14 protein-coding genes are annotated in these 23,096 nt (G+C 66.0%); 3 read left to right on the top strand and 11 right to left on the bottom strand.

The window, feature by feature from the left end:
* Positions 1-62 precede the first annotated feature (62 nt).
* A complete protein-coding gene (locus ACI79W_RS06790; protein WP_456561316.1) occupies positions 63-5,564 on the bottom strand; it encodes an AAA domain-containing protein in 5,502 nt (1,833 codons plus the stop codon).
* Between the two features lie 247 nt (positions 5,565-5,811).
* Here ACI79W_RS06790 and ACI79W_RS06785 point away from each other — a divergent pair, with 247 nt between their 5' ends.
* Positions 5,812-7,899 (top strand): RNA polymerase sigma factor, encoded by a 2,088-nt coding sequence (locus ACI79W_RS06785; RefSeq protein ID WP_456561315.1) that lies wholly within the window; start codon positions 5,812-5,814, stop codon positions 7,897-7,899.
* Between the two features lie 86 nt (positions 7,900-7,985).
* On the opposite strand, the gene dcm is transcribed toward ACI79W_RS06785, so the two are convergent.
* From dcm to ACI79W_RS06735, 10 genes are all read right to left on the bottom strand, one after another.
* Positions 7,986-9,995 carry a DNA (cytosine-5-)-methyltransferase gene (gene dcm, locus ACI79W_RS06780; protein ID WP_456561314.1) on the bottom strand — a complete coding sequence of 670 codons (2,010 nt, stop codon included), beginning with the start codon at positions 9,993-9,995 and terminating at the stop codon, positions 7,986-7,988.
* A complete protein-coding gene (locus ACI79W_RS06775) occupies positions 9,992-11,275 on the bottom strand; it encodes an ATP-binding protein (protein WP_456561313.1) in 1,284 nt (427 codons plus the stop codon). The genes dcm and ACI79W_RS06775 overlap by 4 nt, the downstream gene beginning before the upstream one ends.
* A gap of 47 nt (positions 11,276-11,322) precedes the next feature.
* Complete coding sequence (locus ACI79W_RS06770; RefSeq protein WP_456561312.1) at positions 11,323-11,751, bottom strand: very short patch repair endonuclease; 429 nt, start codon at positions 11,749-11,751, stop codon at positions 11,323-11,325.
* Positions 11,752-11,865: 114 nt separating this feature from the next.
* A complete protein-coding gene (locus ACI79W_RS06765) occupies positions 11,866-13,194 on the bottom strand; it encodes a hypothetical protein (RefSeq protein ID WP_456561311.1) in 1,329 nt (442 codons plus the stop codon).
* A gap of 2 nt (positions 13,195-13,196) precedes the next feature.
* On the bottom strand, positions 13,197-14,099 hold the full coding sequence (locus tag ACI79W_RS06760; protein ID WP_456561310.1) for a hypothetical protein: 903 nt from the start codon (positions 14,097-14,099) through the stop codon (positions 13,197-13,199).
* The gene (locus ACI79W_RS06755) at positions 14,096-16,003 is read right to left on the bottom strand and encodes a hypothetical protein (protein WP_456561309.1); all 1,908 of its coding nucleotides are present in this window, start codon (positions 16,001-16,003) and stop codon (positions 14,096-14,098) included. The genes ACI79W_RS06760 and ACI79W_RS06755 overlap by 4 nt, the downstream gene beginning before the upstream one ends.
* Positions 16,000-16,983 carry a PD-(D/E)XK motif protein gene (locus ACI79W_RS06750; RefSeq protein ID WP_456561308.1) on the bottom strand — a complete coding sequence of 328 codons (984 nt, stop codon included), beginning with the start codon at positions 16,981-16,983 and terminating at the stop codon, positions 16,000-16,002. The genes ACI79W_RS06755 and ACI79W_RS06750 overlap by 4 nt, the downstream gene beginning before the upstream one ends.
* Entirely contained in the window at positions 16,984-19,584 is a 2,601-nt protein-coding gene (locus ACI79W_RS06745) for a Z1 domain-containing protein (protein ID WP_456561307.1), read from the bottom strand.
* A gap of 187 nt (positions 19,585-19,771) precedes the next feature.
* Positions 19,772-20,761, bottom strand: coding sequence for an HNH endonuclease (locus ACI79W_RS06740; protein ID WP_456561306.1), 990 nt, complete (start codon positions 20,759-20,761; stop codon positions 19,772-19,774).
* 406 nt (positions 20,762-21,167) lie between these two features.
* Positions 21,168-21,368: a hypothetical protein gene (locus tag ACI79W_RS06735; protein WP_456561305.1), complete on the bottom strand. Its 201-nt coding sequence runs from the start codon at positions 21,366-21,368 to the stop codon at positions 21,168-21,170.
* A 68-nt stretch (positions 21,369-21,436) separates the two neighbouring features.
* On the opposite strand from ACI79W_RS06735, the gene ACI79W_RS06730 reads away from it, so the two are divergent.
* Both ACI79W_RS06730 and ACI79W_RS06725 read left to right on the top strand, forming a co-directional pair.
* Positions 21,437-21,697 (top strand): hypothetical protein, encoded by a 261-nt coding sequence (locus ACI79W_RS06730; RefSeq protein ID WP_456561304.1) that lies wholly within the window; start codon positions 21,437-21,439, stop codon positions 21,695-21,697.
* Between the two features lie 2 nt (positions 21,698-21,699).
* Positions 21,700-23,016, top strand: coding sequence for an ABC1 kinase family protein (locus tag ACI79W_RS06725; RefSeq protein ID WP_456561303.1), 1,317 nt, complete (start codon positions 21,700-21,702; stop codon positions 23,014-23,016).
* The last annotated feature ends 80 nt before the right edge of the window (positions 23,017-23,096 follow it).

Here is a 23,096-nt window from a genome sequence, read left to right as displayed (position 1 = left end):
TTGGCCAACAGCGGGGCGGCTCATCGCCGCCCCGCCAGGGTGGCCTTTGACGTAAGCGGGCTTCAGTCGACGGAGTGGTTCAGGTCTGCCAGGCGTCGGCGGGCTGTCTCGAGCTCACGGGACATGAACAGCTCCCGATATGCGGGGTCAAGGACAGCTGCTTCCAGGCTGTACTCCAGCAGCCCGAGCTCCCAGAGCTTCGCCAGCCCGTCGTGCACCTTGGAGTCGAACAGTAATTTTCTGGCGGCAGACCAGCCACCTTGCTCCATGAGCATCCGCTGGTAGTAGGCCGGCCGGTATCCAGACCGACGCGTCACCTCCTGCAGGTCCCGCTGGAGCCGGCGCCCGAACTCAGCCTTCAAGGCATTCATGTCCTTGACCGAAGGCCGCCCGGGACCTTCGCGACCCACTGGGCTTCGAAGGCTCGATCCTTCGGACGGTGACGTCACGACGTAGTGAGTTCCACGCTTGGCGCCCCGCCGCTCCAGGAGGCCTTCCTCCGTCAGTGCCACCAGCAGGCGGCGCGCCTCTTCGCTTCCGATCGCCAGCAGATGACGGATGTCTTCGTTGGTCACTGGCCCGCGACGCGCCAGGTGCAGGACAAGCTGACCGTGGTCGCTGTCGGAGACTCTCAACGGTGATTCGTGCGATCGCCGCCCAGCACCCGTGGGTGCCGCGGGAGGAGGAGTCGGGAACCTGACCGCCGCCGGGCTGCCCGGGAGGACGTAGTGCGTCCCCTTCGTGGCTCCCCGCTTCTCGAGGAAGCCGTGCTCGGCCAGGGCGTTGAGGACCCGTCGGGCCTCCTCTGGGCTGACACCGAGGAACTGGCGCACGACCTCGTTGGTCAGCGCACCGTCCGTGGCCAACTCGAGGACGAGGAGGCGCGTCTCCTCGTCCACTGCTCCGTACGACCGGGCTGCATGTGCGACAGCAGGGGCTGGTCGGGCGTCCGGCTCCGTGCTCGGCGCTACCGCGTCCGGCCGCGACTGGGGCGGTGCCGCAGGGCGGATCGACTCTTCCTGGATCGGCGCTCTCGTGGTCGGCAGGACCGGGGTGGTCGGCCCCGCGGTTGCCCGCGTCAGCGGCACGCTGAGGGCTTCATCGTTGACCTCCTCGAGCTCCGTCTCGGCGTCGTCTTCCGTGGCGGGCAGATCCTGCGGCGTCCAGTCCGCCGCTGTGACGCCGGCCGCGGTGATGCGGGCCGGCCCGATGCCGCGCTTGTCGAGCGTGACCCAGAGGTCGGCGAGCGCGCCCTCCGGATCCAGGTAGTACCGCGATTCGCGGATGCGCCAGAACTGCCAGCCGCAGCGCCGCAGCTCCAGCTCGCGTGCGAAGTCGCTGGAGACCTGCTCCGGGGAGCTGTGCCACGCGTCCCCGTCGCACTCGACCGCCAGCTTTCCCTGGGCACCTGTGACGACGAGATCGATGCGGCGCCCGTTGACCTCCACCTGCGGCGTCACGTGGTAACCGCGCTGCTGGATGCGCCGGAACACGCGCTGCTCGAACAGGCTGTCGAAGTCCGGGTGCCGCTCGTTCTCCGGCACGTCGTCGGGCATCGGCGCCGCCGCCGCGACCGGCATCGAGGTCATGTACGAGAGCAGCTGGGACCGCAGGTCGTCCTTGCGGAGCTGGTCGGCCATGACGGAGTGGAACAGCCACAGCTGATCGCGGGCGCGAGATGCCGCGACGTTGTACGAACGTTGCGCATCCAGCCGGGTCTGGGACGCGCGCTTGTGGTCGGGCGCGGTCACGAGGCTGAGCAGGATGACGTCCCGCTCATCGCCCTGGAAGTCCGGCGCGGTGCCGATCCGGATGTTGCGGCGCTCCCACTCCTCCGGCTCGACCCGGCTGAGCAGCGCTTCGCGGATGATGTCGACCTGCGCGTGCCCCTGGAGGACGACCACGCCGAAGGTCTTCCCGTCGTAGGCCGGGTCGTGCAGGCACCCCACCAGCGCATCGACGATCGCCTCGGCCTCGACCTCGTTGCGCAGCGACGAGTTGGCCCCCTCGATGTACGCCCCAGGGACGAACGTCGTCTTCAACGGCTGCAGCCGGTCGGCCCCGTGCTGCCGGACCGGGACGAGCGGCGCATCGCGGTAGAACATCTGCGACGACCACGTGATGATCTCCGGCATGCACCGGAAGTGCTCACGCAGCCGGATGACCTGACCGAAGCGCGTCCGGAGGATGGAGAAGACGCTCGACCGCGGGGTGAAGGTCGACCGCAGGTAGTTCGGGACGTCGGGCAGCATCGTGTCGAGCCGGTCGAAGACCTTGTCCAGGGCCCCGTGCTTCACCTCGGAGGGCGTGCACTGCTTGTCGTCACCGACGACGATCACGCGCGGCGCCAGCCACAGCAGGAACAGGTTCTCGATGCCGACCTGGCTCGCCTCGTCGACGATCACAACGTCGAAGGCGCTCTGACGCGGCGGGATGGAGGCCAGCACCTCCTGCAGCGGCATGACCCACGCCGGGACGGCCTCCTGGGCGGCGCTCATGGCCTCGCGCGCCGCCAGCCGGAAGCGCTGGGCGTACTTGCCGCTGCCCTTGCCGACGTTGGCCATGCTGTCCCGGTAGGCCTGGAGCGCGGTCACCTGGGTCGCGTTCATGCGCCCCAGGCAGGCCTTCCACGCCTGCTGGGCAGCCACCTCAGCGGTCAGTTTGGCGATGTCCCGATCCACCGCGGCGAGGTCGCGATCCAACAGGTCCTCGCGGCCCGGTGCGGTCCGCTCACGGACGAACGTCGCAGCGCAGGCCCAGCTCCAGGCGTCATCGAGCTGTGCGAGCCGCTCGATCCAGACGTCATCGCGCATCGACTCGCGGAGCAACGCCAATAGGGCGGGGGCCGCGGTCCCGAGCCGCTGCGACAACTCGTCGCACCGCAGCTGGGCCCGGCGTTCACGGCCCGCGATCTCCAGATCGTGGAGCGCCGCCTCGAAGGTCTCGGCCTCGGCTCGCCGGAGTGCCTCCACCGCCGCTTCGAGCTCCGGTGGACGTTGAGCGCGCTCGACGGTCGACTCGAGGGCGGTGGCCAGTCGCGCCAGCTCATCGGAGGCGCGCCGGGCGATCTCGACGTCGGCGAAGACCGTGGCGACGTCGACGAAGGTGCGAACGCCCTGGGTGGTGACGAGATCGACCTGGGGCATCGCCGGGATGCGGCTGAGAGCGGTGCCCAGCCGGTCACGGGTCGCGCGGAGAGCCTCGACCGCTTCGATCGTCTGGACGACGCGGTGGGCGTGCGAGACCTGGAACGCCCGCGGGCCGGCGACCCCACCGGGGATCTGGACCATCGCGGTGGCCGAGGCGAACGCCTGCAGCCGGGCCAGCGTGGAGAGGTGCAGCGCCACCAGGTGCGCCTGCTCGGCCGTCGTGGCCGGTTGGCCCTCGACGAAAGCGCCCGGCAGGTACGGCTCGGCCGCCTTCTGCTGGTCGCTCTTGAACAGCTTCTTCAGCGCACCGCCGTCCTGCAGGTAGCGTGCCAGGTTGGCGAAGACCTGCGCGACCGGTGCCGGAGGGGCGTCGCTGGCGACCTGGACGTCGCGGAAGCCGATCTCGGCGTTCATCGCCTGGGCGTCGTCGACGAGCTGGCGCGCCTGCCGGACCTGCTGCCACAGCAGTTCGCTGTCCCTGCGCAGGACGCTGTCGAGGACCGGCATCGCCCACGAGGCGTCGCCCCCCGACGACAGGCCCGCGATCCCGTCGCGGATCTCACCGCAGACACGGATGAGCTCGGCGAGCGTTCCGGCATCGAGCTGGCCGAGGACGTCAGCCAGGGGTCCGGACTGCCCGGCGCGTGCGGCCTCCCCACGCGCAACATCCTTGGCGAGCCGGCGCACCACCTGCACGTCCGGGATGGCCCCGACCGGTGGCAGTGACTGGTCCCGGCGCCGGCGGCGGACGTCGGTGTCACCGGGGAGCTCTCGGCGGAGCTCCTCGAACTCGGACACCGTGAGCGGCAGCGAGCCCGCGGCTGGTACCGGCATCCAGCCGTGCTCAGCCTGTGCGGCGGCCACCCGCTCTGCGATCCGGGCCAGCGTGCCGTCGTACCCCGGGGCGACCGCCGGGTGCTGGTAGGTCTCGGCCTCGCGCAGGGAGCGGATCTCCTCCAGGAGGCCGGCCCGCCGCGTCCGCGCCTGGTGCAGCTTTCCGGTGAGGTCGTCGATGACCCGCTGCGCACGAGCCGGGTTGTAGGAGGAGTGCTCGGCGGCGAGCCGGCTCACGCTCCTGCTCAGCTCAAGCGAACCGCCACGGCTGGCATCGGTGATGGAGACGCAGAGCTCCTGCATCTCCGCAGGCAACTTGTCCCGGAGGACCTTGAGCGCCTGGGCCTTCTCACTGGTGACGAGCACCCGCTGGCCGCGAGCGAGCAGGGCCGACATCAGGTTGGCGATGGTGTGCGTCTTGCCGGTGCCCGGGGGACCTTCGACGACGACGCCCGTGTCGTCGCGCAGGCGGTGGATGATCTGCCCCTGCTCTTCGTTGGCCGGCAGCGGGAACAGCGGGTCCTCGGCCACGTCGACGCCGGCCGTTGCCCCTGTGGCCGCCAGCCAGGCGACCCGATCTTCGGCCTCGATCGACTCGACCAGCTGCGCGAGACCCAGAGGCACTGCCTCGCCCGCGTCGGCGAGGGTCCGCTGGATGTCGTTGTAGTACTCCTGGAGCGCGTAGGCCCCGCGTCGCCGCAAGACGATCGCAGGCGAGGGCGAGAGCGATGCCTTCCTCCCCGCCGGCGGGGCCCACCCCGCCGCGACCTCGACCGGCGCGAGCACCGCACGGGCGGCCCATTCCTTGAGGAACGTCAGCGCGTTGTCGCTGGCCGGACGGACGTCCAGCTCGCTGATGCGCGCTCGCAGCGCAGCCGTACCGCCGTCGTCGAAGACGCCGAGCCCAGCGAGGACCCGACCGTCCTCCAATGCCGTCACCGCGGACGGGTCGAGCTTGACCACGACGTCGCCGGTCTCGATCTCGATGTCCACCGTCACGCGGTGACCGAGCACGTGCGTGCGGACGTCGTGGTCGGGAAGGTGCAGGAGGCCACCGGCGACGACCGCCTCGACGCTCTCCGGGTTCTCCAGCGTCTGCTGCCGCATGGTTCGCAACCGGTCGTAGGTCCGGTGGAGCAGTCGCTGCGGGCGATCGCGCGCCGCCCAGCGCTGCCACTCCGGCAGCCACGCGTCGTACGCCAGTGCGATGTCCGGCCGCTCGTCCAGCCGTACCCGGTTGCCCCCTTCGTCCGCTCCCTCCGACCGCAGTCTCGGCGCGTCCAGAGCGCTGTTGTCCCGCTCCGACACCGGCACCCAACCCTGCAGCAACGACGGGAGCGCCGGCGGAGGCTCGAGGATGACCCGAGGCAACCGCAGCAGGGCTCCCCCCGCAGCGGCCTCCGCGTCCACCGCCGCCAGTTCCCGCACCTCGTCGAGCCAGAGGTGGTCGAGGTGCCCGGCGACCTGGCGCACCGGGATGGCCCGAGCGGTCACCAAGTCCTTGAGGAACTGGATGAGGCGGTTGACCTTGTCCTTGAGGACCGGATCGGTCGCGCGGATGGCAGCGGGCGGCGTGGTCAAGCTCTCTCCCCGTGGTACGAGCTGCGCGACGACGCGGATCGCGCTCGCACCGCCACGCTAGGTGGGACGTATGACGGGGACTAGCCCTAGATCGTGCGAGTCCCTCTCAGGCGCCGCGGGCGTCACAGGGCAGGCGGTCGACACTCTCATCCACCTGCCGCAACGACCGGTACCAGAGACTCGTCGTACGGGTGATTTACCGTTCCGCTCCAAAAGGCGAGGAAGCCGCGGATCTCACGGGGGATGCATGTCCACGCACGCCGACGACGCGGTCGTCGACCCTTGGGTCGTCCTACGACGCCTCATGACCGAGAACCGCACCCTTCGCGCCGAGCAGGCGGCCCTTCAGGCTCGTCTCGCCTCCCTCGAGGCTGAACTTGAGAGCCTGCAGGCCCAAGTGGTCCGGACCAGCAATGACTGTCCCGCTGCCATTTCGCCCGAAGACGAATCGGGCCAGTCGGACGCCGCCCCCGTTGAGGCCCACAGGAATCCGGGCTGGGGCACTACGGAGAGCTCCTCTCCGCAGCAGGCAGAGGAGGTTCTTCCAACCCTCACGCCCCTGCTTGCGGCGTGGCACAAGGACGCAATGGGCCAGTGGGCCGAACAGGGTGAACGAGGAGCTATCCGAGCCGAACTCCCCGCGGATCGACCCCTTCTCGGAGCAGTGGCCGCACGGAAAGCCCTCCTCGAAGGAAGCCAGGTCGTCGTCGTTGTTCCCACAGGTGGCGCTCAAGCCACCTGGATGCGCCGACTGTCCGAATTGCTTCCCGGCATTGACGTTGGCCGGCTCGGCGCGGGCCGTAGCGACAGCTTGGACGACTGTCACGTTCTTGTCGCGGGAGTCGGGGCCCTTCATGGCGTGATCCTCGAACTCCGCCCAGGGGACCTCGTCATCACCGACGACTGGAACCGGTACAACGATGACGCCGGCATTGAAACCCTCCTGCGGGGCTTCGACCGCCGACTCGACCTGGTCACGGGTTCGACAACGCGCACCGTCGACTCCCGGAGCGGCAAAGATGCCGCCCCCGCGATCGGCCAGCAAGAACGGAACGGACTGCATCCGCAGGCAGGTCGGCTCACGAGGACCACCGCCCAGTTGGCGAACTCACCGGCCAAGGCAACGATGGATGGCGCCGAGGCGAGATTCACGAAGCCCGCCACGAAGGGTGGTTCTGCCAAGCCTGCGATCGCTCCTTCTCCCGGCGCCGGCGAGGGTTCGGTGCTGACCGCCGTCTCCACCGACGAGAGCCCCGACGAGACGGTCGTCACCGGCAAGGACGGCGTCGAGGTCGCCGCCGAGGAGGAGACCGCCGAGGGCGGCACCGACTTCGAGTGGGACGAGGAGGAGGAGTCCGAGGCGCTGCGGCAGGCCCGCAAGGACGCCGAGCTCACCGCCTCCGCCGACTCCGTCCGCGCCTACCTCAAGCAGATCGGCAAGGTCGCGCTGCTCAACGCCGAGGAGGAGGTCGACCTCGCCAAGCGCATCGAGGCCGGCCTCTACGGCGCCGAGCGGCTGCGCCAGGCCGAGGAGGAGGGGCAGAAGCTCTCCCCGCAGATGCGCCGCGACCTCAACTGGATCGTCCGCGACGGCGAGCGCGCCAAGAACCACCTGCTGGAGGCCAACCTCCGCCTCGTGGTCTCCCTGGCCAAGCGCTACACCGGCCGCGGCATGGCGTTCCTGGACCTGATCCAGGAGGGCAACCTCGGCCTCATCCGCGCGGTCGAGAAGTTCGACTACACCAAGGGCTACAAGTTCTCCACCTACGCGACGTGGTGGATCCGCCAGGCCATCACCCGCGCGATGGCCGACCAGGCCCGCACCATCCGCATCCCGGTGCACATGGTCGAGGTCATCAACAAGCTCGGCCGCATCCAGCGCGAGCTGCTCCAGGACCTGGGCCGCGAGCCCACCCCGGAGGAGCTGGCCAAGGAGATGGACATCACCCCGGACAAGGTGCTGGAGATCCAGCAGTACGGCCGGGAGCCGATCAGCCTCGACCAGATACTTGAAGATGAAGACTTCGCAGCTACTTTTCAAGCCCTCATAGTGAATGGTTCCAAGTCGTTTGCCGATGCAGAGGTACACGAAGCAGTGGCAGAATCTCTCGACACACTCGATGACAAACAGGCCCGCATCCTTCGGATGCGCTTCGGATTCGAATCGAATCAGGCGATGACGCTCGACCAAATCGGAGAGGTCTTCGGCGTCACCCGCGAACGTATACGACAGATTGAGACTAAGGCACTGAAGAATCTCACGGTCAAGGTCAAGCGGGAGCTCACACGGCATTCGCCCGCATCCGACTTCAGCCGTCCCGCGATTTTATGGTGACGCGACGAGGCGGCTTGAGGGTCTTGACTCCGCGACGGAGGACCACGGCCTATCCACCCACACGCAAATCCTGCGCCTAGGTTCGCCTAGAAGAGCATGGAGGCGCGCCGCTCTTCCGCCCGCGAACTTGCGCACACGTCCTGCAACGGGCAAACATCGCAAAGGGGATCGGTGGGCCGGCACACACTTGCGGCCACCTCAATTAGCGCCACGTGCGCCGCACGTGCGTCCGCCCCACCGCCGATCATCCTCGCCACCGCCAAGCGACCGTCGGTCAATCTGTTCTTTCGGTCGACGTTGTCTCCACTGACCCGAGCGGCGACTCGCAGCACACCCTTGGTCGACAGGACTGGCTCCTCGGACTCTTCATCGCCGGCTATGGGGACAACAAGAGACGCGAGTTCTCGAACTGCGGCCGGGACCATTGGGATGGGAGATCCGACGTCCATCTCCTCAAGAGCCCCAGGATGCTCAACGAGCCAGTCGGCCAGCTCAAGGACTTGCAGCGCACGAGCGCTGCGGCCAATGAGGGTGCCGATCTCGCGCAACATCTCATCGTTGTCCTGGGTCGCCTCCGGGGTGACCCATTCACGGAGCATGGGCCAGACCAGCTTTACGACGTCGGACGGCGCGCGATCGAGGAGCAGCTCCGCAGATACCACCTGCCACCTGGTGGTCGCCCTCAACCACGGAACCCCGCGTGGCTCGTGATCCGCCAGCCAGCCCGACAGTGTCGATGCGACGTCCTGGGTAAGAACCTTCACCTTCTCCGAGGACTCAATCGCCCGCCGGATTGCCCGCCCAACATTCTCGGCAAGAAGCGGCGGGACAGCGTTTCCGATCTGCTTAAACGCAGCTGAAGGGGGGCCGGCGAATCGGTACCAGTCAGGAAAAGTCTGCAGTCGCGCAGCTTCTCTTACGGTGATAGTTCGCCCCTGACGTGGGTGGATGTACCAGTACCCGTCCTTTGCGATATGTGCGGTGATGGTACGCGACAGGTCATTCTCGTCGAGACGCTTGTACTTGTCGTCAAAGATATCGTCTCGGTACCGCTTCATCTCGGCCGGCAGGTCCGAATAGCGGGTCGTCGAGTCCATGAGCTCGAACGCGCGCGCATCGTCCTCACGCACCGGGCGGGTGATGTGGTCATACAGCTTTGACCTATCCGCGGGTTTCACCCCTTCGCGCATCCGGCGCTGGAACGACGTCACGGGGCCCTCGTACTCCGCCCAGCCATTGGCGCCGCCATCAGGTCGCCAGCCGCCATCAACCTCTGGCATGTCTCCAATGGCGTTCCACACGGAGACCCGCTCCGCCGACTCTTCCGGCCACTCGAACTGCAGGCCATCTCGGAGAGCCACCAGGATGAGCCGCTGACGGAACTGCGGGACCCCGTAACGCCACGTGTCGACGATGCGTTCCTCGACGCCGTACCCGAGGTCCTCGAGCTCTTCGACCATGGAGCGGAGAATGAACATCTCTCGGTCCAGCGCCATATCTGGCACATTTTCCATGAGCACCGCCGGCGGCTGGACGAGCTGCACGACCTCTAGGAAGGATCGCCACAGGTCTCGACGCTCGTCATGCGGATCTCGCAGGCCGTTGCGCACCCTGTGTCGGATGCCAGAGCGACCGGCCTTGGAGAACGGTTGACACGGGGGGCCGCCCGCGATCACGTCGACCTTGATCTCCTGCAGTAGCTCGGCGATCTCCTCGATGCGCTCCACATCAGCGAGATCCCAGTCCAAGCTCATGCCCGGATAGTGATGGGCGTGCGTCTCAACGGCCTCCGCATAGTGATCGACCGCCACCACAGTCGTGAAACCGGACCGCTCCAACCCCAAGCTGATCCCACCTGCGCCGCTAAAAAGGTCCGCAGCCAGGCGAACGTCTGGCGCCGCCTCCCTAAGGCGCGCGACGACGGCGAGAAGCTCCTGCCGGTTGGTCGCGTGGTCTGGATGCGGAGCGAGTTTCAGGAATGGCCCTCGGACAAGCTTGACCCCGTAGGGCGCGCGGGCGCGCACCTCCGGCGGCGACCCGCTAACCGCCTCCAAGCCACCGTTGTTGGACGCAAGCCCTTCGTGGATATCGGTCACGAGGCAGAGAATCCGAGTGCTCGCCAGACATCGGGCGCGACAACCTCGAGCCGGCCCGCGATTCGCTTGAATGCCTCGTACTCACCGGCCTGCAAAGCTGCCGATCTCAACGCGAGCCCAGTCATGGCAGGGAGCTGTCCAGGAATCTGAGCACTCTCCGACCGAGCTGCTGCATTCGTTCCAGCTGCGCGATCTCGGTACACCTGGTTGGCAGCGATGCAGAGGTCGTTAATGGGTCGCTCCAAGAGTTGCTTGAGCTGGGCAGGAACAGACACCCGCATCTTCGCCACGTTGATATTGAAGAGTTCGTCGAGTTCCGTATCGAAATCCAAAGAAGCGCGCGCGAGCTTGAGGTGCTCGTCGATACCGCGGATTCCCGCCCAGCCGCCCCACTGCACCAAGCGCTGGCCCCGATAGATGTAGAGACCCTGTTGGCGGTTCCACTTCAGGGGTCCCGAAAGCTCGTCCCACCGAGCCGACGAGCTGAAATCATCCTTTGATGGAAGAATGTATCTCTCGAGCGTCACTCGCCCTACAGTGTCCCCCACGGTCAACTCGAAGGACTGAGCACCCAGCTTCCGGGTGTGCTCTTCATCGACGGCAAACGGATTCCATGGGGACAGTTTTTCGCCGTTCACCGTGATGGTCAACTGCCGCCCGGCCGAGCCCTCGAGAAACCTGTGGAAGACCATCCGCAAGTGATCTGCCGTCTTCTTCGCCAAGACTTCGATTCGCCGCCTCGCCCAGCCGCCGTCCGGCCTGTGCTCGGGTAGAACGCGGTCCAGATTTCGCCAAACGACAACCGTTCCCTGGTTGTCACCCAGGAGCGCTCGAGCGCTTCTAGTGCGCTTCTCTTGAGGCGACGTGATCAACCAATCATCCCATTCGATGATTGTGTCGAGGTTCAGCTCCCGCGCCGAAACGGGCCCTTCGGGGATGCGACGACTGACAACCATCACGCTCCGGCATTGTGAAAGCGAAGCGGTCTTGAGACCCAGACCGTAACGCCCCAAATCGCTGGACCCGTACGCCCGACGACTCCCGAAGCGCAGCGCCTCAACCAGCCCGTTGGGACTCATGCCGGAACCGTCGTCACAAATGAAGACCGTGGAATCAGCCCCGTCGAAGCGGATCACCACCTCGATGCGCTCGGCTCCGGCCATGACGCTGTTGTCCACCAAATCCGCGACGGCAGACGGGAAGTCGTAGCCGATATCCCGCAGCGATTCTGTGAGACGAGCTGCCGAGGGGGCTACGGACCGATGCCGGCTGGGGGACACACAAACTCCTCGTCACTACGTACGGTCCAGGCTCTCACACGAGCAGCTCAGATGCGCGACGGCTCGCCCAGCAAGGCTCGCCACATGGCTTCGATGCGGTCGCTGGCGACGTCGACAGGCTCATGTTCCCAAACGCGTATGACAGTCCAACCGGCGTCCAGCAGCTGCTGGTCCTGTCGACGGTCGCGTGTGACGTTCCCCTCGAGCTTGGCCTCCCACCACGCGGCGTTCGTCTTGGGAAGGCTGGAGTGCTGAGGACACCTGTGCCAGAAGCAGCCGTCAACGAAGACTGCCAGACGCGCCCGCGTGAAGGCGATGTCCGGTCGGCCAGGGATGTCGCGGTACTGCGTCCGAAACCTCAGACCACGCGCGTGCAGCTCCCGGCGCAACGCGACTTCAGGTCCGGTGTCACGACGCGGCATCCGCTGCATCTGCAAGCTCACCTGCGCATCGCGCGGCTGCGGACGCTCACGCATCCCGCACTCCCGTCGACACAGCCCGAGCGTATGCGCATGTCCCGACGTGCACGCCGTCCCAGGGAGGCCTGCACCCCTCCTATGGACGGCGGATCGGAGGCGCCAGCGGTCCGGTCATGACGCCTCCGCATCCTCGACAAGCGGCTTTGCATGCTCCGCTGACGGCCACTCGAACAGCTCGCAAAGCTCTTGGAGGAGGCGGTCTGGCGTGGCGGCAGGACTTTCCCGCCGCAGGTGGTCGATCGCAAGCCGGATCTCCTCGGGAGGGACCAGCCTTGGTGGCCGAACGCCCTCCCCCGCTGGGAAGCGGACAGCATCGAATGTCTCACCAGGGATACGGACGAAGCCATCTTCGCCCACTGTGACACGCTGCCCGCCGACTGAACACCGTCGCAGCGCTCGGTCCAGCGCCTCGGGCATCTTGCCCGAATACGGATCGACCTCCCAGTCTCTGTGAAAGGCGTCGTAGAGCATTTCGACGTGAACCGGAGCTTCTGTGCGTATCAGGCGCTCGAAGTATCGGGTCACATACCGAGCGGCCAACGGACTGTCGGGGCGGAAACGGCAATTGGCCGGGGAAGCCTTTCCATGAGCCACACCATGGACGTACGGCGTGGCCCACGAGGGGATCGTGATTCCGAAGCCCACGGGGTATCCGGTGTCGACTACGGGGCGCACAGGTCCTGGGTCCTCGACAGGCTTCCTTGGAACGGGAACACCCGTGAGGGCGGCCAGAGCCTCTTGAAGCTCTCGCTGCACGACTGTATGCAGATCCTCGTCGGACAGGACGTCCATGCAGAACGCGCCCTGGGTCCGCAGCATGCGCTTGGCGAAGTCTCTCATCAGTTCACTGCGCGCAATACTCGCTCGCGGACCCTTCACGATGGCGTCCCCCATCTGCTGGGCCAACCGGCGGTCTGCAGACAAAGTGGGTCGCTCCATGATGTTGACGAGCTCGTCTTCTCCGAGGCCGTCAGCGCAGTTGATCAGGTCGACACCCACGACCTCGGCCCGCCACCAGAGCCTGCGAAGGACGTTCCGCGGGCGGCCAAGCAACCGCTCTTCTGCTCGCGCCGGCCATCGCCAGATGCTCACGTCTGGGAGAACGACTAGCGCTAGGAAACTCCACACGCCGTCTGACGCCGCATCCGAGGGCACGATGCGCATCCGTTGGTGGACGAGCGCGGTGGCGGGCTTGTCGAAGTCCCCAACCCGGGCACGATTCAGCGGTTCTGGAAAGCCTAGGCTGTCCGCCAGTTCCCGGAGTCCCTCCGCAACATGAGCGATGACGTCCTCTGGGACCGGCGGCCCACCCACTGGGACGGGCGCAGCGTCCGGATGCCTTAATCCGGCGCGAGTCCGGAGTTCTAGGGGGCCGAGGCCGGCGTACTGAGCAAGGAGCTCATGGGCGGCAGCGTCCGACAGGCGGGGGTAAACAAACACGGCTACTCCTCCGTACCCGAGAACAGTCCGATGCGCGCCTGCATCGCGGCCTCGAACTTCGGCCGGTTGCTGGCGCGGGCCGCTCGGAGGGCCCTGGCGTCCTCATAGGGCCAAAGGCGTCGGCACAACTGCTCCAACGTGTACCCCAAGGAGCCGAGCCTGAAGTTTCCCCAGTTGTCCACAAACTCGTCGGAGTCTAGGGCCGCATGCACCAAGCTACGGTGCACGTCCCAGTAGAGAACGCTCCTGGCCTCTTCTGACTCAGGAGCTCCTTCGACGAGCTTGGCCCCGGCGGGATGAGAACTATTAATGCGGATCCGAAGGCAAGCCATAGGATTCGCGTCAAGGTCGGACAGGTCGTGGTGAAGCCACCAGACACCTCCCGATTCGCCAAGTCCTGACTGCTCGAAATCAATAACGTCTGTCGGGAACCGCGAGGCATCACCCTCGAGAACACAGACGGCCTGTTCCGCGGGGGATTCGCGCCACAGGACTGAACCTGGCCGCCGAGCCGCGAGGGGATTCCGACTAGTTCCGGCCGAGGTCAGCACGAGGAGGCGTTCGATCGACAAGCGCCCGCCAGCTATGCCCGGCGGGATCTCGAATAGGGCCTTGATCGCTCGGTCGTCGGCGACAGGGATCTTCGCGCCGAGACGTCGGAGGTTGGTGGAGGACGACGACCACAGAACAGCCAGTGCGATCTCAGCGTCCTCGGCGAGTCCGCACTCCGACAGAAGCTGCGAGCGCGGCACGCGAACGATGCACTCCAGCCCGAGGGCGGTGCTGTAATCCCATCCTTTGAGGAGAGGCGGTATGGGTCTCCGGCTTCCACCAGCCTCGATGATCCACTCTCCACACTCCGGTCCTGTCTCCGCTTGGAGGTACGGCAGTGCAACCAGCCTCACGCGGCACCGTCCAGCGGATCCGCCTTCAGGTTCACGACGGTGCCGACGTCCGGCGGCTGAAGTACCCGGAGACACCACCTCGCGCGGTCACCAGCACGTACCTCTAGCACGTCATCGGCGATTCGCTGGCTCCCTCGCCAGTAACCGAGGATGCTGGGAATCGGAGCCCCGACCGGCGCCTCCTTCTCCATGGAGGAGCCGTCCGGACCCGCCGCCCCGACAACAGCATGAACAGCAGTGGCTTCGCTTCCTCCCTTGGCAATGACTGAAAACTCGATGCACAGGTGAGTCTCACCAGCGGGCCCCGCCTCCAGCCAGCGCCTACCGACGTCCACCTTCGCTGTCGGACTGCCGGCGGTCCGGTGACCCCTAGGTCGAGGAACGGGCTTCGACGGTCCGTTGCCTGAGACCACACTAAGTAGGTCGCCCAGCTGATCAGCGATCACTACACCCGAAGCGCTGGCCGTTTCCACACCTGGGCGCACCACTGGCGCAAAAGCACTCTCTGCGGATGACTTGATTTCGCGCAGGGCGACATTCACGTATGTGCGCTGCCGCTTCTCACTGACGAGGTTTGGTCGCCAGTCGTCGTGCGTGGGAGGCTCGGCGGCAGCGAACGCGCCATCGACTTCCTCTGATGTCCGGAAGACCCCAGCCCACTCCAGAGCCTTGTTCGCCAGCACGGGCCCGGGCCTGTACTGAACCACAAGTTCCGCTCGGCGCATCACCGCGACGTGATGAGCAGGTCCCGTGAAAGCTGCCGCAGTACGCGGCTGCCCGTGGTCATCGAGACCGCAGTCCGTGGCTGTGCGCTGCTCTACCGGAACCGCCCCCATGGCAAGCCACCCGAGATCGGCGATCGGACGTTGGGACCGAACATGCTGGATGTGGTGCAGAGGAAACTCCTTGACTGGAGCACCCCTACTGTCACATGAACGAACGGCGTCGAGAGCTCCCGCGAACGCCGACAGCGGTGGCGTACACCGAGGGTCGGGAACATCGACTTCCCGCCCGTCGACGGACACATCGAAGCGCATGTCCGGTTGCGCTCCGCCGCTTCCGATCATCTTCGGCCAGAAGTTCCAGGCAAGAGCCTCAGCGATGTAGTTTGCGACCTGATTAGCGGTTTGATCCCCCAGGTCGGGCGCAAGTATGGCGATCGTCGTACCGGTCTCCGTGCCCGAGAAGGCCGGGAGACCGATGCGCGCAGCAAGCCGTCGAGCGCTATCACCCGTCAGAGGCTCGATCGCTTCACCGTTCTTCCGAGCGCCCCACCAGTGGCGCCCCGTGTAGTTTCGCTGTTTGTAGGCGTATTGTCGGCCTATTGTCTGTGCGATTAGCCTTTGTTGGATTCGGCCTTTATGCTCAGTGCTCGTGTGGATGATTACGGTCCGGCAGTCACTGACGAGGTAGCTGATCGTTTTGCCGAAGCCGTAGGTCCCTCCACCGAGGTCCTTGTCGGATGGCTGCCCGATGTTGAACACCAAGTCCACGAAATCCGTAATAGCATCCGTATCTGGCGGCCGGTCCGCACGCAGAGGGCCCCCGAGGCCCGTCGTTCCTCGGTCAGTGATCGACAGGATTTGCAGGTCGGCTCGTCGGAGGACGTTGGAGAGCTCCGCCTCCGTCCCCTCTAGGGCGCCGCCGAATACCCCCTTGGGGGGCAACTGGGCAAATACCTCGTCGCCAAGCGCGGCACGCTGCTCGGTGGACAGGTGGTTGAGCTTGACGGAGACGGTTACGGGCACTCGCCCGGAACGCGCGTCCCAACTATTCTGCACTGCCTCCCGAACGAGCACGACATAGCGGTCCAGGTCAGGGCGGCCGAGCAAGTTGAGCGCACCTTCACCGGCGAGACCGCCATGTGCGGCCCGCGGCTCAGCAAAATGGTCCAGCGTTATCACGTGGCAGCCATCTCCTTGAGGATATCCGACCGTGCCTCCGCCTCCAAGGGCACCGGCTCAGGGCCCGTGAGATCCAGACGGTAGCTAAGGGACAGGATTCCCTCAGGAACTCGACCACCGAGGAACGAGTCGGGGATGATGCGGGGAAAGCTGTCGCGGACGGTGAACCACCGTTCCTCGATCACTTCATACGACGGACTGTTGAGGTCTAACGGGACGCCGGCGGCGTTCAGACGCCCCCGCAGACTGACGGGGTCGACGCCTTGCGCTTCCAGACTTGTCACTAGTTTCCTCAAGTTGATGCCTTCCGACGCTTCACGGACTCGGAGGTAGACGAGGATCAACTTGTCCGAAGCGGCCACGGCAAGTTGATCAGCGCCATGGATCTCGACGATGCGCCCGTTCCGAGTGGTGGACGTCTTGACTTCTACGGCCACACGGCCACGCCGGAAATCATGCACGGCGTTGTCCGGACCCACCCAGTGATCCACGCGCCTCAGTGGGTCCTCGGCGACCATCTCTCTAAGCACCCAGAGCTCCCCGAAGAGACCTACCACCTGTCCGGGAGTGAGGGGTTCCTTGCCCGCCTCCAGAAGCTGCCGCCACCGCGACAAGGTTCGTCCCGGAATGACGAGGTAGTCCTCGGGTTCTGCAGCCACGCGCTCGCAGATCTCGACAGCTAGCCGCTCGAAGAGATCGTTCAAGGCCGGTTGCTGGCAGGCCACGTCGATGAACCAGCAGCGTTCGCCGTCGACGATCAGTTCACGGCGCTCAATGGTCACCGACCTGGAACGCCGGTCGGTCGCCACGGGCGTACCGATGGGGATCGGCAACAACAGGTGGCGCGTCCCGTCGTGGTCCACGGCAGCCGCAATTTTCCCCGCGGCCGTGTCCACTGACAGGTGCGACAACATGAGCAGCTGGCTCGCGGCGTGATACTGCGATAGCGCGTGAAAGGCAGCTGAAAGGTCGTCGCGCACTCAGGCCTCAATGCCGTCGAGGCTGGACTCCGTGTCCATGCTTTCGATGTCCGTGACCTCTGCCTCATCCACATCATCGAACTCCTCGACGTCCCCAAGCGGCAGACCGACCGCCTTGTAGGACACCGCCGAGTCCTTGACCGTTGCCTCGGGGAAGACGAATCCGACCCCCATGACATCCTCAACGGCGTCGAGGTCCGTCCGGACCTGCGGCTTGTCGGACGCTTGGGCCCTCTGTCTCGGCTTCGAATCCTTGTCGATGGGGTACAGGACAACGAGTCCCACCCCTGCCGGTCGAGACTCCTGTAGCTCAGCGTCCGACATCGCCTTTACCTTGGCGGCATCCATGTGGAGGTCGGCCACCCGATCCTCGTGTGACATCAACGACTTGATGTTGGCATGGGGCTTAGCGACGATCTTCATGGCCGCCCGATTAATGAGCCCAACGGGCGGCAAGCCACCGCCGAGATCGATCAGGCGACCGCCGTAATTCGGCCCTCGAGTCACGACTACGACGTTCCATTCCTTAAGCTCCCCGTATTCGTGCTGCCTGTGGATGTAGTCCGCGATGCGGTCAGACACGAGATCTTGGGCGTCTTGGTGGAACCTGTACTCACTCAGGAACTTAAGGATGAGCTCTGCGGGAACGCCGTCGTAGACGTACCGGTTGCTTCCCGTCTCCCGAGGCGCCGTGCCGATTGCGCGATGAGCCGCGGCCATGAGGTGACGGCTTGCTCGAAGATTATCGGCGAGCCAGTCACGGTCGCGGTGGTTGAACAGAATCGTCTGGATCCGCCTGCCGCTGTACGACACCGCGACGTCTTCGGCGGCTTTCATCTTGAGAGCCGAGGTGATCGCCAACTGGGGATGGGTCCGAACGCGGACAGCGAATTCGCTAGGCGTGAGGTCCTCACGCTCATACCGAGAAATATCCAGCCTTATCTCCGCTTCAACCGTGGCTAGGAACTGGAAATACTCGGCCAGGTCCTCGGTCATCCAGATGCGGGGTAGGTCCGAATAGCCGGGACGGTAACCGAACCACCGCCCCATCTGGAGGAGCGTGTCGTAGGCACTTGCCGTACGTAGGAAGTAGCTGACCACGAGGCCCTCGAGGGTCAAACCTCGCGACAGAGTGTTCCCGCCCAGGACGATGACTACCTGTGGGGTGTCCCCGTAGTCGAGTCGATCGGAACTCTGAAAGTTGTCGACCACAACCTTGACGTCGTCGAGCACTCCTTCGATCTCGGCGGCAACCTGCTCGAAATTGAGAGGAACCTCTCCGAGCTCCTCCGCAGGAACGCGAGCGACCTGCCTTTCCCAGACCTCGCGGAGCGCCGTCTGGGCGTCGGGGCGCCGGAGGCCTAAAACGACCTCCTCGATAGGGGCGCGGTAGCGGAAGTGGATCGACGACAACTGTGTGGTATGGATCAGCATCGATGAGTGCCGATTGACGTGTCCCCGGACACGGCGAGCGGCGGTCGCAAGTATGAACCAGCTGATTGCCTCTGCGAGAGTTGGCGTGATCTTGGGGTGCCAGGAGTCTCGATCGGCCTTCTTGCGCGGGGGCCGCAAATCCGCCGCCTCCTCCATCGGAACCGGCGATACCACGTCGAGCCCGTCCGACCCGGCCTCTGCCTCTTCCTCTGTCAACGGTTCGCGACCGAACAGGCGCTCGGCTCCGAAGTAGGCATCCGGACGAGGAAGGTCGACGATGAAGTCGCTGGGATAAAGGTCCTCAGGGACCGAGGGGTCGATGAAAATATTGGCAAAGGGTGTTGCCGTGTAGCCGACGTAGGCGGCCTTTGGCTGGTTTAGCAGCCGAAGGATCAGCTTGTTGATCGCCGCTCGGTCGGCTCCCCTGGTGTTCACGCTCGCCTGATCAGCCTCATCATCGATGATCAGGATTGGACAGTTCTGGCGTGTCGACTGTGACGCCGTCTCCAGCCACTCACACAGGTTGGTCAAGCGAGTCTTGTTCTTCTTGACCACGGCCAGCACTCGGAGCTGGTCCTGCGCCAGGAGCGCATCGGCATTGCCGGGATTGCCGAAGTCGGCAGCATTATTCGTCAGACCGATCCAGCGCTTGGGGTTAAGTGCCACGAGCTGCTCGTCCAGGCGTACCTGCGTCTGACGGCGGAGATTGTTGTGGATGCCCGAGAGGACGATGAAAAGGCGATACCCCGCGTCGGCCGCCTTGGAGATGACGGCGGTGAAGTTGGACGTCTTGCCGCTCTGCACGTAGCCAAGTACTAGACCTCGACCACGGAATTCCCGCCGCCATGGCGCTGGCAGGCTCGCGACGACCTTTGTGGATGCACGATCGAGCGACTCGAGACCGTCCTTTCCCAGCGATCCGGCCTCCGTGAAGGCGTGGTCCAAAGCCGGCCAGAAATCGTCGGCGGGGCGCGAGCCGGTGTACCAGGGAATGATCTTCTTCGGGTCCACCAAGCTGTTGGGGTCGCGGGCCGCGACGATCCCTTGTGCAGTCTCGTGGTACCGCTTGACCGCTGCCGTGACAACTTCCCCATCGGGGATCAGGTCCCGCATGGCGGCCTCGGCCGCCTCGGGGGACTGGTCCTGACGCAACAGTCCCACAAACATGCCGTATGCAGCTTGGACAGCATTGCTCGACGTACTCATTGATCCCTCGATTATTCTCTCGTCGCGCACAAATCAGTAACTGCATCGGAGACGATGACTGATGGATTGCGTGCCTGCGGGTGACCAGAGGTGCCACCACGGCTCTCTCATGGATAGAGCCGTGGCCGCGTCGGCACCCGAGATAAAGTCATGTCATGCGATGAGCCGCCCAATGCTCTGCGATCCAAGACATCTGTTGGCCTGTGAGCTGAACCTTTACGTTCTGATCGTGCAGGCGACCGTATTCAGGAAACCTGCGCAGGGCACGCCGTACGTCTACCCGCCGCGTCGCAGGATCGACTGCAATATCACCTAGGTCGAAGAGTCGATGGAGGTCTCGACGAAGCAGCAGTCCCCCGCCAGCATCGTGCACGCCCGCCAGGGCATAGCTGTAAAGGTGAGCAGCGTCAAGGGCAGCCGCTGGCATGGGGCCAGAGAAGGCACAGATCTCCCCTTGCTCGTGGAGCAGCCGGGCGCGAAACCGAGCCTGCCCTATACGGACTCTGGCTATCGCCCGCCTGTGCCCCCCTGGAACCCCGTCCCGATGGTCTAGGGCAGGGTGCTGGAGCAAGTCACGGGCGGCGGGCACCACTCGGTCGAGGACGTCAAGGAATTCGCGCTGCCGCAGCCTACGGAGGCTGTTTTGCGCCCGTGGGCTCTCACACAAAGCTCGTAGTTCGGCGCCGCCGAGGGCGCCGCCCGCGTCTACCCAGGCGGCTTCGTGATATGACCGAAATGTCTTCACGCGCTCATGTCGAACGACCGGTTCATCGAATTGATGGCCGCACTTGAAGCACAGGAATTTCGGCGTCACCGTTTCCCGAGCCTTGAAGCTTGCCTTCCCGCAGTGAGGGCACGTGTACCGCGCTTTTTCCTTTTCTGCGACTCTAATCTGCTGGATCACCGACACGCCCAGGAGCGTGAGTTTGTCCCAAACGGCGATCAGATCACCCGGCTGAAGGCTGGCACTATTGGGAACGGTGCTGTCCCAGCTATACCAAACGCTCGGGTTGTCGTCGTATCCATCATTGCCGCCATGCTGGCGCTTTCCGTCCACAGCGAGCACAAGCCAAGCCCCTCGGCCTTGCCCGCTGGGCAACGCCGACTCGATCTCGTTCGAGATCTTGATGCTTGACACTGCGCCTCCTAGCGAGCGGTTCCACTTGCAAACTAGGCCTCGCGACGCTCCAAGGCGATGACCCCAGTGATCGTGTCACGACTATGGGTGAGCGACGTTCTGACGTGCTGGGCTGCGGCGCTTTGCTGATCTTGTGTCTTGTCGGCTTAGCCGAACTGCGCGTCTGCACGCGCCGGGGTCGGTGCCGGAAGCGGTCGCAGAGTGGCGCGACCGCAGGCGGCATGGGAGGACGCGCAATCCCCATCGTCGAGAGTGACGCATGCTCCGCATCTGAGATGGGCGCTTAAGCAGCACGTCGGCAAGCTCCTCCCAGAGCCGCTCCCGCAGGCCGTCGTCCGCCGGCGCCGTGGATCGGCCGGCAACCACTGAACCAAGTCGGCCACCTCACCGTCTGTCCGGCACGGGGTCATACGGCGTTGCGGCAGACATCGATCACGGCCAAGGTGAGCTCGGTGGCGACGCCACCGAGCGCCGCCACGAGCGGACGGAGCGGCGGCATGCACGCTCGATCCACCACGATCAAGGCCGACCCCGACAACCTCGACGCCGGCATCGCGTTCACGCGCGACGAGGGGATGCCGGCGATCCAGCAGTTCGACGGCTGCATCGGCCTGTCTCACCGACCGCGAGAGCGGCCGCCGCATCGTCACCACCTCCTGGGCCGACGCCGACGCCATGCGCGCCGCCACCGAGGACGTCCACCCCATCCGGCTCAAGCAGGTCCTCGGCGCCCATGGCCTCGACATCCAGGAGTGGGAGATCGCCGTCCTGCACCGGGAACGACCGGCGGGGGACGGCGCCGGCGCCCAAGTCACCTGGGCCCGCATCCCGCCCAACCACCTGAACGAGCTCCTCGACGCCGAGTACCAGGACGTCACCCACCTGCGCACCCAGGCGCTCACCGAGGCCGTGCTCCAGCCGACCACCCCCTGGTAGCCGTGCCGGATCGGGACGAGGGAACGCCGGCGCGAGGCCGCCTGGCCCGGACGGCCCGACTCGCCGCGCTGCCGGCCGCGTACGCCGGCCGCACCGCGCTCGGTCTCGGCAAGCGCCTCGGCGGCCGTCCCGCGGAACTGGTGGCCGAGCAGGTGCAGCAGCGCACCGCCGAGCAACTGTTCGCCACCCTCGGCCACCTCAAGGGCGGCGCGATGAAGATGGGCCAGGCGCTCTCCGCCATGGAATCCGCGCTCCCCGAGCAGCTGGCCGGCCCCTACCGCGAGACGCTCGTCAAGCTGCAGGAGGCGGCGCCGCCCATGCCGGCCGCCCGCGTCCACGAGCAACTCGAAGCGTCGTTCGGTCCGCGCTGGCGTGAGCGGTTCCGCGACTTCGACGACCGGCCCGCCGCGGCCGCCAGCATCGGGCAGGTGCACCGCGCCACCTGGTCCGACGGCACGCCGGTCGCCGTCAAGGTCCAGTACCCGGGCGCCGCCGAGGCGCTGGTCGCCGACCTCGGCATGCTGCAGGGACTGTCGCCGCTGGTGAAGGCCGCGCTCCCCCACCTCGACGTCCGCCAGCTCTTCACCGAGCTCCGCGGACGGTTCGTCGAGGAGGTCGACTACGCCCGCGAAGCAGAGGCCCAGACCGCCTTCGCCGACGCCTACCGCGACGACCCCGACGTCCTCGTGCCCGAGGTGCTGGCCGTCGAGGGCGAGGTGCTCGTCGCCCGATGGATCGACGGCACTCCCCTGTCCCGCGTCATCGCCTCCGGCACCCAGGCCGACCGCGACCGCTGCGGCGAGGTCCTCGTGCGCCTCTTCGCCTCCGGCCCGGAGCGGGCCCATCGGCTGCACGGCGACCCGCACCCCGGCAACTTCCGGCTCATGGACGACGGCCGGCTCGGCGTCCTCGACTTCGGGTCGAACCAGCCCATGCCGCGCGGCTGGCCGCCGCGGCTCGGTCCCCTGCTCGCCGCCGGGCGGGACGGCGACGCCGCGGAACTGCACCACATCGCCGCCTCGGCCCACCTGCTCAGACCGGACGACGTCACGCCCGCCGCCCTGCTCACGCTCCTCGACCCCTACCTGCCTCCGCTGCGCACTGAGCGGTACACGTTCAGCCGCAGCTGGCTGCAGGGGCTGACACGGCGAGCCTCCGACCCGCTCGGCGCCGCTCAGCGCACCCAGCGGAAGCTGTCGATCCCCCCGCACTACGCGCTGCTGCAGCGGGTGGCCGCCGGGCTGGTCGGGGTCCTCTGCTCGCTGAACGCCACCGTCGCGGTGGACGGCGAGCTGCGGCGGTGGCTCCCGGTCTACTGACCGGCACAGGGCGCGACCGACCAGCACCCCGCCTTGGCGTCCGGAGGCCTCTGTTCCTCGGCCGCCGAGGGGAGCAGCAT

This window comes from Blastococcus sp. SYSU DS0533, assembly GCF_054050775.1.
Note: the sequence above shows the minus strand (reverse complement) of the source record. Positions and strands in the feature narration are given on the sequence as shown.